The sequence below is a fragment of the Arthrobacter ginsengisoli genome, assembly GCF_031456935.1.
Classification (GTDB): domain Bacteria; phylum Actinomycetota; class Actinomycetes; order Actinomycetales; family Micrococcaceae; genus Arthrobacter; species Arthrobacter ginsengisoli.
This window is the reverse complement of record NZ_JAVDVQ010000001.1, coordinates 338,457-352,791: the sequence shown is the minus strand read 5'-3', so window position 1 is coordinate 352,791 and position 14,335 is coordinate 338,457. Positions and strand designations below refer to the sequence as shown.

16 protein-coding genes and 1 pseudogene are annotated in these 14,335 nt (G+C 63.7%); 9 read left to right on the top strand and 8 right to left on the bottom strand.

Going from position 1 to position 14,335, the window contains the following annotated elements; translation table 11 throughout:
- Positions 1 to 61 precede the first annotated feature (61 nt).
- A complete protein-coding gene (locus tag J2X01_RS01635; protein ID WP_310049963.1) occupies positions 62 to 586 on the bottom strand; it encodes a DUF2087 domain-containing protein in 525 nt (174 codons plus the stop codon).
- Positions 587 to 921: 335 nt separating this feature from the next.
- Here J2X01_RS01635 and J2X01_RS01630 point away from each other — a divergent pair, with 335 nt between their 5' ends.
- Both J2X01_RS01630 and J2X01_RS01625 read left to right on the top strand, forming a co-directional pair.
- Positions 922 to 1,443, top strand: coding sequence for a TM2 domain-containing protein (locus tag J2X01_RS01630; RefSeq protein WP_310049961.1), 522 nt, complete (start codon positions 922 to 924; stop codon positions 1,441 to 1,443).
- Between the two features lie 27 nt (positions 1,444 to 1,470).
- A complete protein-coding gene (locus tag J2X01_RS01625) occupies positions 1,471 to 1,749 on the top strand; it encodes a PH domain-containing protein (protein WP_310050211.1) in 279 nt (92 codons plus the stop codon).
- 69 nt (positions 1,750 to 1,818) lie between these two features.
- On the opposite strand, the gene J2X01_RS01620 is transcribed toward J2X01_RS01625, so the two are convergent.
- A complete protein-coding gene (locus tag J2X01_RS01620) occupies positions 1,819 to 2,457 on the bottom strand; it encodes a hypothetical protein (RefSeq protein WP_310049956.1) in 639 nt (212 codons plus the stop codon).
- Between the two features lie 137 nt (positions 2,458 to 2,594).
- On the opposite strand from J2X01_RS01620, the gene J2X01_RS01615 reads away from it, so the two are divergent.
- From J2X01_RS01615 to ppk2, 3 genes are all read left to right on the top strand, one after another.
- On the top strand, positions 2,595 to 2,786 hold the full coding sequence (locus J2X01_RS01615) for a hypothetical protein (RefSeq protein ID WP_310049953.1): 192 nt from the start codon (positions 2,595 to 2,597) through the stop codon (positions 2,784 to 2,786).
- A 187-nt stretch (positions 2,787 to 2,973) separates the two neighbouring features.
- Positions 2,974 to 3,501: a hypothetical protein gene (locus tag J2X01_RS01610; RefSeq protein ID WP_310049950.1), complete on the top strand. Its 528-nt coding sequence runs from the start codon at positions 2,974 to 2,976 to the stop codon at positions 3,499 to 3,501.
- Positions 3,502 to 3,661: 160 nt separating this feature from the next.
- Positions 3,662 to 4,594: a polyphosphate kinase 2 gene (gene ppk2, locus J2X01_RS01605; RefSeq protein ID WP_310049948.1), complete on the top strand. Its 933-nt coding sequence runs from the start codon at positions 3,662 to 3,664 to the stop codon at positions 4,592 to 4,594.
- A gap of 261 nt (positions 4,595 to 4,855) precedes the next feature.
- Here the strand turns inward: ppk2 and J2X01_RS01600 are convergent.
- A pseudogene (locus J2X01_RS01600) lies at positions 4,856 to 5,044 on the bottom strand (amino acid-binding protein); the annotation flags it as partial.
- Positions 5,045 to 5,379: 335 nt separating this feature from the next.
- Between J2X01_RS01600 and J2X01_RS01595 the strand changes: the two are divergent.
- Together J2X01_RS01595 and J2X01_RS01590 are read left to right on the top strand one after the other, a co-directional pair.
- Positions 5,380 to 6,099 (top strand): SDR family NAD(P)-dependent oxidoreductase, encoded by a 720-nt coding sequence (locus J2X01_RS01595; protein ID WP_310049942.1) that lies wholly within the window; start codon positions 5,380 to 5,382, stop codon positions 6,097 to 6,099.
- A gap of 252 nt (positions 6,100 to 6,351) precedes the next feature.
- Entirely contained in the window at positions 6,352 to 7,149 is a 798-nt protein-coding gene (locus J2X01_RS01590; RefSeq protein WP_310049940.1) for a dioxygenase family protein, read from the top strand.
- 60 nt (positions 7,150 to 7,209) lie between these two features.
- Here the strand turns inward: J2X01_RS01590 and J2X01_RS01585 are convergent, their stop codons facing one another.
- The 3 genes from J2X01_RS01585 to J2X01_RS01575 all read right to left on the bottom strand — a co-directional run bounded on the left by J2X01_RS01585 (position 7,210) and on the right by J2X01_RS01575 (position 10,600).
- Entirely contained in the window at positions 7,210 to 9,357 is a 2,148-nt protein-coding gene (locus J2X01_RS01585; protein ID WP_310049938.1) for a transglycosylase domain-containing protein, read from the bottom strand.
- Between the two features lie 120 nt (positions 9,358 to 9,477).
- Positions 9,478 to 9,933: an LURP-one-related/scramblase family protein gene (locus J2X01_RS01580; protein WP_310049936.1), complete on the bottom strand. Its 456-nt coding sequence runs from the start codon at positions 9,931 to 9,933 to the stop codon at positions 9,478 to 9,480.
- A 463-nt stretch (positions 9,934 to 10,396) separates the two neighbouring features.
- Positions 10,397 to 10,600, bottom strand: coding sequence for a universal stress protein (locus J2X01_RS01575; RefSeq protein ID WP_310049933.1), 204 nt, complete (start codon positions 10,598 to 10,600; stop codon positions 10,397 to 10,399).
- A 112-nt stretch (positions 10,601 to 10,712) separates the two neighbouring features.
- Between J2X01_RS01575 and J2X01_RS01570 the strand changes: the two genes are divergently transcribed.
- Positions 10,713 to 11,117, top strand: a complete 405-nt coding sequence (locus J2X01_RS01570) for a VOC family protein (protein WP_310050210.1) — start codon at positions 10,713 to 10,715, stop codon at positions 11,115 to 11,117.
- Positions 11,118 to 11,194: 77 nt separating this feature from the next.
- On the opposite strand, the gene J2X01_RS01565 is transcribed toward J2X01_RS01570, so the two are convergent.
- A complete protein-coding gene (locus J2X01_RS01565; RefSeq protein WP_310049931.1) occupies positions 11,195 to 12,382 on the bottom strand; it encodes a TerC/Alx family metal homeostasis membrane protein in 1,188 nt (395 codons plus the stop codon).
- A gap of 215 nt (positions 12,383 to 12,597) precedes the next feature.
- Between J2X01_RS01565 and J2X01_RS01560 the strand changes: the two genes are divergently transcribed.
- Complete coding sequence (locus J2X01_RS01560; protein ID WP_310049928.1) at positions 12,598 to 13,416, top strand: CPBP family glutamic-type intramembrane protease; 819 nt, start codon at positions 12,598 to 12,600, stop codon at positions 13,414 to 13,416.
- 11 nt (positions 13,417 to 13,427) lie between these two features.
- On the opposite strand, the gene J2X01_RS01555 is transcribed toward J2X01_RS01560, so the two are convergent.
- Complete coding sequence (locus J2X01_RS01555) at positions 13,428 to 14,327, bottom strand: diacylglycerol kinase catalytic domain-containing protein (protein ID WP_310049926.1); 900 nt, start codon at positions 14,325 to 14,327, stop codon at positions 13,428 to 13,430.
- Positions 14,328 to 14,335: the final 8 nt, after the last annotated feature.

Genomic DNA, 14,335 nt, shown 5'->3' with positions numbered 1-14,335 from the left:
TTCTGCGCTGAGTTGGCCCTCCGAAAGGTTTTGACGCTAGGAGAACGCCAAGGTTCCACACCTATGTTTCGTGGTGCCGCGAGTAGGAGGAGCCGGAGGGCGTCCGTTCCAATAGTCCGAAGTCGATCATGTAGCGGCGCAGCATAACCACATCATCGGTATAACTGAGGAGCCGTTCATTGACCTGCTTTTCGGTTAGCTGTTCGCCCGGCTCGATGACTTCGCTGACAATCCAGGCCAGGAGCTCCCGCCGTTCCGCCTTGTTGGCTGGATACCGCTCAATCCTGCCCAGGCGCATGAAGCGAGCCACTCCGGTTTGCGCCTGTCGCCGGGGTTGCTGCCTGAGCAGGTCGCGGAAGATCGCCTCAGACGCCTCCAGTTCGTTGGCAGCATTCCGTTCGACGAGCCCTGACTCAAGCAGGGCGGCGATGGCCCGGTTTCGCCGTTGGTCATTCAGACCAGCAACCACGTCGGATAGCTTGGCGCCCAGCACGATTTGCGCGTAGGCGGTCCGTGCGTCGTTGTTGGCGAGGGCTGCCACCACCCGCCGCCAGTGCGGTCCGCTCAGCCTTGTCCCTCCGCTCACAGCGTATTCCTCACTCTGCGTCCCCACCTGTGCTGGTCACAGTGCGTTTGGTCAACAGGCAAGATCGTAGTCCTGCGCGGGTATGACGGACAGGGTCTGAGGGCTGCCGGCTGGCGACCTGGACCTTGGGACTTACTGGGGCTGCAGGCTTTTCGACAACGAATCGGACGCGCGCGGCGCATTCGGCTGAGACTTGCAGCGCGTGACGTCATGCTAAACAGCTTTGTTCCGTCACAATGATGAGGGCACGTGGATTCTTGGGGGAAAGCTGTCGTTGACGGTGCTGCCGCCCGGACGCCGTGGGCTGCATCATCACCTCACCGAAAGGCATCACCGTGACCCAGCCCTACCCCGACCCGAACGCCGTTCCGCCGGAAGGCTACGACCAGCCGCCGGCCGCGCCGTACCAGGGCCAGCAGTACCCGTCCGGGCCACAGCCTCAGCAGCCGCAGTATCAGCAGCAGGGCTACGCGGCCGGTCCGCAGCAGCCGTACGCGGGACAGCCCCAGTATCAGGCGCACCCGCCGGCGCCCCAGCAGTACCAGGCCTACCCGCCCGCGCCCCAGCAGCCGATGTACCAGCAGCAGCCGCCGGTGCCGAACCCGGTCTACGGTTACCCGCAGCCCAAATCCAAGATCGTCGCCGGGCTCCTGGGCATCTTCCTGGGCGGACTCGGCATCCACCGCTTCTACCTGGGCTTCACCAAGATCGCGGTCATCCAGCTGATCCTCACCCTGGTCCTGGGCGCCGTCACCTTCGGCATCGTCGCCCTGTGGGGTGTCATCGAGGGCATCATGATCATCGCCGGCTCGGCCTACTTCCGCGCCGACGCGAACGGTGTCCCGCTCCGCGACTAACCTTCGTCACACCGCACCACTCATCCAATCGGCGTCGGCACCGGCTTCGTCGGCATCACGAACATGCGGGTCATCCTGCAGGACAAGAGCTTCGTGGGCAACAAGCTCGCCATCGTCTCCGTGCCGTACAAGAACATCCGGTCCGTCTCCACGCTGTCCAACAAGTCGATGATGGGGCGGTTCGCATCGACCTCCAGCATCGGCATCGACACCGGAGGCAGCATCAAGGAGGCGGACTTCCGCGGGGACGACAAGGCCAGGCATGCCCATGACCTGATTCTCTGGAACGTGCTGAACACCCAGTAGCACTTCCCAGACGGCGGCCGGATACCCCGGCCGCCGTCTGTTGTTCCCGGAGCCCGGCGGCACCTGCACCTATCCCGCGATGGCCCCGGTTGCCGGTCCCCGAACCGCAGTCCCTTCGCTGGCTTCTTGGGGGATGCGCCGAAGCATCCAGAAGGCTAGCCAAGTGATAGCTACGGCCAGCCCGACCAGGCCCAGCTGCAGCACAGCTTCCGGAAAAACTGTATGCAAGGCGATGGGAATGACACTCGCCGTGTAGAGGACGACCGCACCCTTGGGCACGCCATCGGTGCGCCAGAGCGCCAGCATGAAGACCACAGTACCTAGCAGGAACAGCACCGAAACGGCTGTCAGGGCGATACCAAGCGGTCCGGCGCGAAGAACGGTGACCGCACCTCGATCTACGTAGGGAAAGACAAGATTGAGAACAAACTCGACTCCGACGAGGCCGGCCAGTGACAACACGGAGAGCATGGCACCTACGGTTCCCAGCGCGCCGGGTTCGCGGGAAATCAGCAAGTAAATTCCGATCACCAGCCCGATGGCGGCGAGTTGAGCAATCGGTGCAGCCAGTTGGGTGAAAGGCGATGTGGGGATGACACCTGCCCGCTTGGCCGCGTTCACCACCAGTATGGCTGCGGAGAGAAATCCTGCGAAGGCAGAGACCTTAATGAATGCGGCAGGCAGGAATACTTGAATCTTTGAGGACATCAGAGGCTCTTGACTGTGGGGGAGTGCACGCAATAACGAGTGCTGAAACAAACGTCATGGTCCGGGACGGGTGCCGGGGACAACTCGAAGCTACCGGTGCATGTGGTGACCGGGCGTCACCATATGTGGTGATTGATGTGGTGATCGGTTTGGCGTCGGGCCGCTTGGTCATCGGCCCGGTGGCCAGCAGGGTGGAATGGAACGGCAAATTTCGCGACGTCGCCCGCGACTTCTGGCGCGGCACACCGGGTCTCACCGCCGAGCTCGCGAACCGCCTCACCGGCTCCGCCGATCTCTACCAGGACGACGGCCGGCAGCCCAGTACGTGAATTTCGTAACGGCCCACGACGGCTTCACCTGCGGGACCTCGTCTCCTACGACCACAAGCACAACACGGCGAACGGCGAAAACGACCGCGACGGCGAGTCCAACAACCGCTCCTGGAACTGCGGCGCCGAGGGACCCACCACGGACCCGGCGATCACCGCCCTCCGCGCACGCCAAATGCGCAACCTCATGATTACCTGCGTCCTGGCCCAGGGTGTCCCCATGCTGCGCCACGGTGACGAATTGGGCCACAGCCAGAGCGGCAACAACAACGCCTACTGCCAGGACAACGGGATGTCGTGGATTGACTGGGCTTCTGCCGACAAGGACATGATCGAGTTCACCTCGAAGCTGGTCAGGCTGCGCCGGGACTACCCCGTGTTCCGCCGCCGCACCTTCTTCGACGGCAGGCCGGTGGCCCCGGCCGAGGGCGCCAGGCTGCCGGACATCTTTTGGCTCAACGCCGCCGGCACGAACCCGAACAGCGGAGCAGCGGGACCAGTCCTGGTGAAAGTCCCTGGCCTGCAACCTGAGCGGCAAGGGCGTGCGGACCCGCCGGCACGAACCCGAACGCGACTTTCTCATCGTTTTCAACGCGTCCTCGAAGGATGTGCCGCACCAAGCGCCAAAGGAGTACTTTCCCGCGGAGTGGGAAGTCGCGCTGACAAGCTGGGACGGCCCGGCCCCGACAAGGTTTCACGCAGGCACCGTCTATAAAATACCCGCGCGCACCGCCTGGATCCTCCGCTCCCTTGACGATAGCGCTGCACGTAATGGACATGCGATGTGCGCACCCTGGCCGCCGTTCTCCACCTTCCTGCCTGTCCGCCCTGTTAGAATGCCGTCGTCGGTTCGTTGAGGCCGGAAGGAGTGCCGGATGCCGCAGGCCGCGCCGTGGACACCAGGGGATCAATCGTGGGTCAGGGACAATCTGCGCCACGCCATCGACAATCTCGTTGAGCTCGGTTACTCGGTGCGCGGCGGACAGGGCGAGGACCCGGAACTGATCGATCCCGGCGGTTCGGCCGTGGAGACGTGGCGGGAGGGCTATCCCTACCAGGAACGGATGTCCCGTGAGGACTACGAGCTGGAGAAATACCGGCTGCAGGTTGAGCTGCTGAAGTTCCAGTACTGGGGCCAGGACCAGGAGCACCGGCATGTCATCGTCTTCGAGGGCCGGGATGCGGCCGGCAAGGGCGGAACGATCAAGCGCTTCACCGAGCACCTGAATCCCCGCTCCGCCCGGGCCGTGGCGCTGGCCAAACCCTCCGACCGTGAACAGGGCCAATGGTATTTCCAGCGCTACATCCAGCACCTGCCCTCGGCCGGGGAGATTGTGATGTTTGACCGCTCCTGGTATAACCGGGCGAATGTCGAGCGGGTAATGGCCTTCTGCACGCAACAGGAGTACGACACGTTTATGGTTCAAGCACCGCTCTTCGAGAGGATGCTGGTGGACTCCGGCCTCCACCTGACGAAGTTCTGGTTCTCGGTGACCCGCCATGAACAGCGCACCCGCTTCGCGATCCGGCAGATCGATCCCGTGCGGCGCTGGAAGCTCTCGCCGATGGATCTGGCCTCCCTGGACCGATGGGAGGACTACACGGTGGCCAAAGAGGAGACGTTCCTGCGCACCGACACGGACCATGCGCCGTGGATCACCATCAAGTCCAACGACAAGAAGCGGGGGCGCATCAACGCCATGCGCTTCTTCCTCAACCAGTTCGACTACGACGGCAAAGACACCTCGGTGGTCCACGACGCCGACCCGCTCATCGTCCGCCGGGGCCGCGAGGCGGTCGGCGACTGAGCCGGCCGGTCATTCGAGGGAAGCCGCATCGCGCTTTCCTACGGCAAAGGGCAGACAGCATGTCTGTGCGTCAGCTCAGTAAGTTCGGCCAGTTCGGCAAGTCGATGGGCGCGGGCGGATTCAGCTCGGCATGGGTGATGTGGTCCGGCGCCGCCACGACCAGCTCGTTCAGCACGCCGCCTGTGACCTGATGACTTCTGCGGACGAGGATGTTGGCTTCGACGCGGGAGACACCGTCCGCCAGCTTGTCCTGCCCTTCAGGACCATCAGGACCAGTACCTTCACAACGTAGGGCAGTGCCGTGTTGACTACGGCGGCGTGGACCACGAGTTCTATGGGCAGCATGGCCGCGATGTTGGCCAGGGTGAGTCTGCCCTTTGCGGGATGGGGGAGCTGACCGCAGGAGTCGCAGGCAAACCCCTGGGCGGTGTGTCTGTTCTGTCGTGTCATGGCTCCACTGTGGAGCGCGCGCCGCCGGGCCTCAAGGTCAGGAGCGTGAACAGTGGGCAACGGTGCATGACCGCCGGCATCGGTGCAGGTGCGCCCTGGGCAGTCGCCATGGCTGTGTTTGCGGGCCAGCTGGCTGCCAACAGCTCAGCGTATTACGGTCGAACGCCCGACGCCGGGTCCCTTGGACTTCGTGAGCCGCAAGCGATGTGAGGCGGCACACATCGGTTGACTTTTCAAGTATTAGTGGCAATATAGATGCATACGCATATAGATGCGTATCGCGGGAACGCCAACACGACCGTGACCGCAAAATCGTTTACAGATTGGACTGACTCATGCAACTCGAGAACAAGGTCGCATTCATCACCGGCGGCGGATCGGGGCTCGGTCTCGCCACCGCAAAAACCTTCATTGCCGAAGGTGCGAAGGTCATGATCTTCGACTTCAATCCCAAGTCGCAGGAAGTAGCCGACGAGATCGGCGCGAAGTTTGTCCAGGGCGACGTCTCAAAAGCCGAGAGCGTTGAGGCTGCGGTCGCGAAGACGGTCGAGGAATTCGGCCGTCTTGACATTGCCGTCGCCTCCGCGGGTGTCGGAGGCGAGGGCGACGTCGTCACCTCGACCGTCGAAAACTGGGAGCGCACCAACGGCATCGACTACTCGGGCGTCTTCTACACCAACAAGTACGTCATCGGGCAGCTCCTCAAGCAGGGCGAGGGCGGCGTCGTAGTCAACCTCGCTTCGATGTTCGGCCTCGTGGCCGTCTCGAACAACATCGCCTACTCGGCCTCGAAGGGCGGCGTCGTGAACATGACCCGCGCCGCCGGGACGATGTACGCAAAGGAAGGCATCCGCGTGAACGCGGTGGCCCCGGGCGTCATCCGTACGCCGCTCATCGACGAGCCGACCCTCGAGCAGTACGCAAACCTGCATCCGGCCGGTCGCGTCGGCGAGGCACAGGAGGTCGCCGACCTCATTACCTTCCTTGCGAGCGACAAGGCGAAGTTCATCACCGGCGCAACCATTCCGATCGACGGTGGATATACGGCCGTGTAGCCCGAAGCCCGCACCATCCGAGCGCGCCTCCTCCAGCCGAGGGGGCGCGCCTCGTTGTGTGCCCAGAGCGAGGCGCGGCCTGTCCAAACCCGGGGCAACAGTGCCGACCGTGAAGGCTGGGCCGCTTCTGGCCGTCCGGTCCGGCCACTAGCCGAAGCTCACGCATGTTCGGCGACGGATGTCGCGTTCGACTGGATAAAAGAGCGGGTCGAGACGCTTGAACCTTCAAGTAAAACCGGATAGAGTGATGTCATGACATCGACACTTGACCGCCCTCCGGTTCTCTTCCTCAGCCATGGTGCGCCGCCGCTGGCTGACGACGCCACCTGGACCCGCGAACTCAGCGATTGGTCCGGCACCTTTGACAAGCCCAAGGACATCCTGATGGTGTCTGCCCACTGGGAAAACGCCCCGGTCACGCTCAGCGCCACCGGGCGCAATCCGGGACTGGTTTACGACTTCGGCGGTTTCCCCCAGAAGTACTACGACGTCACCTACGACGCCCCGCAGGCCCCCGCGCTGGCGACCGAGGTGGAGAAGCTCGTGGCCGGCCATGGCCACCATGTCGAGCGCGACGAGAGCCGCGGCTTGGACCACGGCGCCTACGTCCCGCTCAAGGAGATGTTCCCGGACGCGGATGTACCGGTCGTGCAAATGTCCATGCCCACCCTTGACCCGCAGGGACTGTTCGATCTGGGCCAGTCGCTGGCGCCGTTGCGCGACCGCGGCACGCTGATCGTCGGTTCGGGGTTCACCACGCACAACCTGCGCTGGTTCAACCCCGCCGGCGGACCCGACAGTGCCCCGCCCTCGGTCTCCCGTGAGTTCGATCACTGGGCTGAGGAGGCAATGGCGCGCGGCGACGTCGACTCCATCCTGGACTTCCTCCACAAGGCCCCGGCGGCCCGCGAGGCGCACCCTCGCAGCGAACACTGGGCCCCGCTGTATGTGGCGCTCGGGGCAGCCTACGCGTCCGGTGACCTGCATGCCAAGACCGCGATCGATGGGTTCTGGTTCGGCCTGTCAAAGCGCTCGTGGACTCTGACTTAAGCCAAACATGCCTGCACCTGTCTTCCGCTGGTAGTCGACGGCGGCGGCGGCAGCGGCAGCTCAGGGCTTGGTCATGGACTCGGGCGGTGGAGCGAAGGCAGCGGCCGGGTAGAGTCCGGCCACCTTCTGCATGTAGTTCGCCCACTGCGGTCCGGCGAGCATGTAACCGTCAATGTTCTTGTAGAACTTGCCATTGATGGTGACGTTCTGGCCGGGCCGATTCTGGCCGTCCAGGGTGTCCCCGAAGAAGGACGCCGTGGCAAGGCCGGTGGTGTAGCCCACCACCCAGGTCGCGCCGTTGGTGTTGGACGTGCCGGTCTTGGCCGCGACCGGGACTTGATCCTGGACCTTGGGCTGGATGTAGATTCCGGACCCCCGTTTCAGCACGTCCTGGAGCACGGAGTTCACGCCGCGGGCTACCTCGGGCTTAACCGCGCTGCGGCAGTCGCTAATCTGGGCCGGAAGCTGCCGACCCGATGCGTCGGTCACGCCCGCGATGGCGATCGGGGCGCAATAAGTGCCGTCAGCGGCGAACGTCGCAAAGGCATTGGCCAGATGGAGCGGCGCCACACCAATGGCACCCAGCAGATTGCCCAGCTGGTGCATGTTCACCGGGGCGTTATCCACCCCGCTGTGAAGTCCCACGGCATCCACCATTCTCTGGATGCCGCAGAAGTCCAGTTGGGCGGCCTCCGCGAAAGTTGCCGTGTTGATGGAGTTGTAAAGGCCGTAATTGACGGGCATTTTGCGGTAGTAGCCCTCGTCGTTGTTCTGGAGGTCGTCGGCAGCGCCGAGGGCCTTTTCGGCCGTATTGTAGGCCCCGAGGACCTTGCCACAGCTGGACTTCCAGGGAAAGTCCAACGGATAACTCCGCTGGGCGGCGTCGACCTCGGCGACCATGGACCTGCCTTCATTGAGCCATTCCGCGAATGTGAACGGTTTCATCGTGGAACCGGGTTGGAACCCGCCGGCGCCGTTCAGGTCGTTGCCGTCGGCGTCCTTGGCATCCACATTGAAGTTGAGCTGGGTATCGAATTTGCCGGGGGCGGGAAGAAACACGGTGTTTTGCGCCATGGCGAGGATCCTGCCCGTGCCTGGCGCGATCGAGACCAGCGACGCTCCCCACTTGTCCGGGTTGGCCCCGGCGGTGGCGTCGACCTGCTCCTGCGCGGCCGCCTGCAGCCTGCTGTCCAGCGTAGTGGTGATGGTCAGGCCGCCGCGGTACAGCTTCTTCTCGCGATCCGTGGCGTCGACACCGTAGGCCGGGTTGTTGAGGATCAGGTGGGAAACGTAGTCGCAGAAGTACGGCGCAATGTCGGCCGCCGAGCACCCCTGTTTTGCAGGCGCGATCTTCAGCTCGACACCGGTGGCGACGGCGGCGTCGTGATCAGCCTGGGGGATTTTTCCCTCGCTGAGCATTTTGTCCAGGACCTGGTTGCGCCGCTTGATGGAGTTTTCCGGATGGGCGGTGGGATCGTAGAAGCTGGGGCTGTTGACCAGGCCGGCGAGCAGGGCGGCCTGCGGCAGGGTGAGGTCCCTAGCGGACGTGCTGAAGAAATGCCGGGCGGCGGCCTCAATGCCGTACGCGTCCCGGTTGAAGAACACAATGTTGAGGTAGCCCTCAAGGATCTGGTCCTTGGTGTATTTCTTTTCCAGCTCGAGGGCGAGCTTCATCTCCCGCACCTTGTCGCCGAGGCTCTTCTGCCCGCTGAGGATGACCTGATCGCTTCTGTCCGCCGACAAGAGGGATTCATTGATCACGTTCGTCACGTACTGCTGGGTCAGCGTGGATGCGCCCTGCCGGCCGCCGCTCGTCAGGTTGGAGGTGAGCGCCCGTAGAATCCCCTGCGGGTCGATGCCGGCGTGCTCGTAGAAGCGGCTGTCCTCGATGGCGACAATCGCGTCTTTGATGTAGGGCGACATCTGGTCCAGCCCGACCTTCACACGGTTCTCCGCAAAGAAGGTTGCGATTGGCTGTCCGTCCGCACTCAGCACTTTGGTTGACTGCGACGGCGGAGCAACCGCCAGCTGAGCGGGGAGATTGTTGAAGTAGGTGATTGACCTGCTGATGGCGACGCCGGCAGAAGCGACGCCGGGGATCGCCAGGCTGGCGACCAGAACACCGCAGATCACGCTCACTGTTAAGAATCCGACGACTCTCCAAAGGGCCGCGGCCAGACGAGATCCGATTCGGTTATTCGGCGCCATTTACCGACCAGCTATCGCGCTCAAATTGTGTGTGACCAGACTACGCCGGAACGGGGGGATATAACATGCTGCCGCCCCTGGCATCGCGGCCCGTGAAGATCGTGCGCGACCTTTACGGCTTTAAGTCAACGAGTCGATGGCAACGGTGACAGCGAGGATAAGCGGAACGTCCTCGCCCGCTGCGATTTCGACGCCATAGGAGTCACGCACGCGGAACCACTTCTTGGAAATCGTTGCAACTGTGTGGCCGTCGCGCTCTATCTCATACTCGTGGCTGGTGACGTTGCCATGCGCCTTCAGATCGGTGCCGCCCTTCATGTCGACGGTGAAGCGATCCCGGAGCCCGATTAATGCCTTGTGGACAGTGGCTGCGGTATCGCCGCCGCGCTCGATCTCCATCTTGTCCCGGACTGAGAGCTTGCGTTCCTTGATGCGCGCCACCTCGTTTCCCGAGGTGTCCTCGAGAACGAACGTGTCCCGGATCCGGACCGCCTTGCCATTGACCTTGTAGGCGCGTTGGCCCTGGTCGTTTTCGATCCAGAAGTCATCCCCGATCGACAGCAGTTTTTCGCGCATCTGAAACCGTGTGCCTGCGGGTTCGTCATGCCGGTGCCGTAAGAGTCCCATGTTCTGACCCTAGGGCCGCTCCGCCGGCCGGCGCCTCACCCGAACCGGGTGGTAGCGCCGAATAGCTATCAAGACTGCCTTTTCTCGCCGGGTATATGGGGCCGGCCCGCACATCAACTGGTCGACTCAACAAACTGGCCGTTGCGGCCATCATTTTCGCCGTCATCGCTGCATCAGGATTCTGGGTATTCGGCGTCGCGGTCCTTGCGGTTTTTGCAGTGGGGGCAGGACACGTTGCCCTCAATCAGATCCGGCTGAGGGGCGAACGAGGCCGCGGGCCAGCTATTGCTGCCCTGGCCATTGGGTATGGCATAGCCACGCTGGCATTGATCAACACTCTGGGGTTGATGCCGAGCGCGGTCCAGCAGTTCTCGATGTAGTGCCTGCGGCTGACGAGCAGAGCTGATGGGGCTCAAGCGCGGGCACCCACGATGGGTTTGACCGCAGTAACGGGGCAGCCCGCTTCGAGGATGACCCTCTGGGCCGTGCTCCCGAGGAACAGTTTTCCTACCGGGGAACGGCGCCGGACGCCAATGACCACGAGCTCGACGTCGTCCTCGAACGAGGCGTCGATGAGGACATCGGCAGGGTCGTCCCCGCTGCCTGATGGTCGCACCCGCGCTGATACCCCCCTCGACGGACGCCAGGGCCAAGGTCGCCGGTACCTCGGTAGGGGAGATGTTTAGCAGGCAGGTAGGCCGAGCGTTTCCAAAGGCACGCGGGCCGGAATACCATCCCGTCATGAAAGCAAACTCTTTGCCTACCTCAGCTACCCGGATGCACCAGCTGCGCTGGAATGGATGGAGCGGGTCGGGTTCGACGTGGTGCGCCGCCAGGATGCGCCTTCGGGCCAGGTCGTTCATGCGGAGGTCCGGCCCGGTGATGCTGTGCTCATGGTGGCGAGCAATGATGCCAAGTATCAACGGCCGCCGCTGGTCGGCCGATCCACGGGGCAGGGGCTTTACCTGCTTGTCGACGACGTCGATGCCTTCTATCGCAACGCTGTTGCCGCAGGGGGAACCAGCGTGATCGCGCCCGAAAGCACTGAATGGGGTGCCCGTCGCGCACGGGTGGTGGACCCGCAAGGGCAGGAGTGGAGCGCGGGAACTTATGAACCTGGGGCCGCACCTTAGCGGGCGGCGTGGATGCGTGGAAGGCCGGTGCAGGGGCGGGCTCCGCCCCTGCACCGGCCCGTGCACCGGCGACTAAATCAGCGGGCCAGGTACTGTTCGTGCTGCTGGTTCGCCTCGGCCACCTCGGCGCGGATGGTGTCCACGTCCTTGGCCTTGTTGCGGTACTTCGGCTCCATCTGTTCGATTTGCCGGACTTCCTCCCGCAGGGCGTTGTAGATACGCTCGCGCTCGGCGGGGTCCGCGGTGTATTCGAGGTCCAGGTAGCTCACCGCGTGCCGGCGGGCATTATTGATCGCGGTCTGTGCCTTGCCTGCCTTGCTCAGCAGCGATGCCACCACGGTAAAGACCAGCACACCGATGATGACGGTCAGGGACAGGCCCGTGGTGATCTCCACGACCGGGACCGGCTGGCCATCATTGACGAACGGCAGGTTGTTCTCGTGCAGGGCGTGCAGAATCAGCTTGACGCCGATAAAGGCCAGGATCGCCGCCAGACCGTAGGCAAGGTAGATCAGCCTGTCCAGCAGGCCGTCGATCAGGAAGTACAACTGGCGCAGGCCCATCAGCGAGAACGCGGTGGCGGTGAAGACAATGTAGACATTCTGGGTCAGGCCGAAGATGGCCGGAATCGAATCCAGCGCGAACAGGATGTCGGTGCCGCCGATTGCCACCATGACCAGCAGCATCGGGGTCAGGACCTTCTTGCCGTTCTCCATCGTGAACAGCTTGTCGCCGTCGTAGTGATCGGTGGTGTGGAAGAACTTGCGGGCCAGCCGGATGATGAAGTTGTCGGCAGTGTCGTCGCCGTCGGGTTCGGGCTTGAGCAGGTTGCCGGCCGTGATCAGCAGGATCAAACCGAAGGCGTAGAAGACCCAGGCGAAGGAATTGATCAGTGCCGCGCCGAGGAAAATGAAGCCGGTGCGGGCAATCAGCGAGAACACAATGCCGAAGAGCAGCACCTTCTGCTGGTCCTCGCGCGGAACGCGGAAGCTGGCAATAATGATCAGGAAGACAAATAGGTTGTCCACCGAAAGCGCTTTCTCCGTGATGTATCCGGCGAAATACTCCGAGCCCATGGCCGGGCCGCCGAAGATCAGAACGAGAATGCCGAAGATGATGGCGATACCCACGTAGAGGGCGGACCAGGCGGCCGCTTCCTTCAGCGTGGGGACGTGGGCCTTACGGATATGGAAGAAGTAGTCAAAGGCCAGCAGGGCCAGAATGACCACAACGGTGATGCCCCAGATCAGGGGAGAAACAGACAAAGTGTTCCTGCTTTCGTAGGTGGGTAGCAGTGAGCCTCATAAGTCTCTCCGCCCGCCGTCCGGCTGGCCGCTGCACCCGGCCGGGCAACGGTGCCTGACGTGTTGACGGATGCAGCGCTTCGGAATACTCCCCTACGCATTGTCACTCTAACGGGGACTTCGGCCTGAGGCGAATCGGCGTTTCGCACGGGCACCGTCGCTGAGATGCTGGTGGGGTGACCTCGCTCTCGACGCCGCCGCCCCGTACCGCGCTCACGTGGAAGCTCGTGCCAGCGGCATTGCTCTCGGCCTCTGGAGTGCTGCTTTTCGGTGTCGAGAATGACCTTGCGGGCTACAGCTTGCTCGCCTTGAGCCTGGTCACGGCCGCAGCGGTCGACCGCGAACTCGTGCGGCACCTTGCCCTGGTGGCGGCCGGAATGGTTATCATCAGCCTGGTTCCGCTGAACGCTGATTTGAGCGTTCCGCACATGACGCTCATGGGCGGTGCCCTTGCGTTGGCCGTGCTTGTGCCGTGGCTGGTGTCACGGTTCATTTACCGCGAGAAGCTGATCACATTTCCGGTGCACACGGGCCACAAATGGCCATTGGCCGCGAAGCTGTACTTGATCGTTGTTGCAGCGCTCGGCTACCTAATTCTGCCGGTCTACCTGATCCGCACGGGCGTGTATCAAAACTGGCCGGACGCCTCTGAACCCGCCACTTTCCGGCGGCTCTTTCTCGGCGTGAACACTGTTGGCATTTGGGACGAACTGTTCTTTATCTGCACCACCTTCGCCCTGCTCCGGCGGCACTTCCCGGACTGGCTGGCCAACATCCTGCAGGCAGTGGTCTTCTCGTCATTCCTTTGGGAAATCGGCTACCGGTCCTGGGGCCCGCTACTGACGTTCCCGTTCGCACTGATGCAGGGCTACACGTTCAAGCTGACGAAGTCGCTCACCTATGTCGTGACAGTTCACCTGCTCTTTGACTTCGTTCTGTTCCTCGCGCTGGTGCACGCGCACAACCGCGACTGGCTGCCGATCTTCTGGTACTAGTCCCGGCTGACCTACGCAACGAGCCGCAGCGGCCGTTCGCCCAGCCGGACGGTGATTTCCTGGCCCCAGGACGCAGTGAGGCGGTCGCCTTCCATGCCGTCGCCGAACACCACGAGCTGGTCGGATGCCACGGTGGCGCGGAGGACTTCGCCCGCAGCCAGCACACCCTCGGTCAGGGACGTCCCGGTAATGGGGGAGGGCCAGGCCTCGCGGACGAACCACGCGAGCCGGGGATCCGTGGGTGCCGGCAGGGCGCGACCTCCGCGTTCCAGGGCGATGGATGCGCACCAGCCCGTCGCGCCGGTGCCCGTGGAGACGATCAGGCCCGACGAGGAGTGACGTTCGACCTGCCCGTCCGGCGTCGTGAGCTGGTATCGGGCCGACTGGTGCGAGGCGTGCCCGATGAACACCTCGTTGAGCCCTGAGAGTTCCTGCCCGTCGTCGAGCCGCGCCGTCACGGTGGCGAGTTCCTGGCAGCGCAGCCGCTCCGCCGGGCCGGTGTGGCCGGCCGACTGCAGCAGCCTTGCCGCCGCGCCGGGCGTGTGCCTGACCAGGACACCCGGATTCGCGCCCGGCTCCGGATCGATCCCGATGACGGGCTGGCCGGTGAGATACTTCGCGGCGTTGGCCACCAGCCCGTCCTGACCCACCACCGCGATGATGTCCTCCGGGGTGAGCAGGAAGCGGCTCAGGTCCGCGCGCTCCACTTCGGCGTGGCGCCATTCGGCCGGAACGGCGGCGCGGACGGTCGCCAGGGCCGCGGTGAGCCGGTCGTGGCGCTCCTGGACATCCTGGAGGGTGCGGCCGCGCGTGCGGAGGAAGAATTCGGCCTGGCCGCGGGTGGCGTGCCGGTCCAGGAGTTCCTGGAGCTCGGTCCGCCGGTGGACGATAACGAGGCGGGGGTTTGCCATGACCGGTT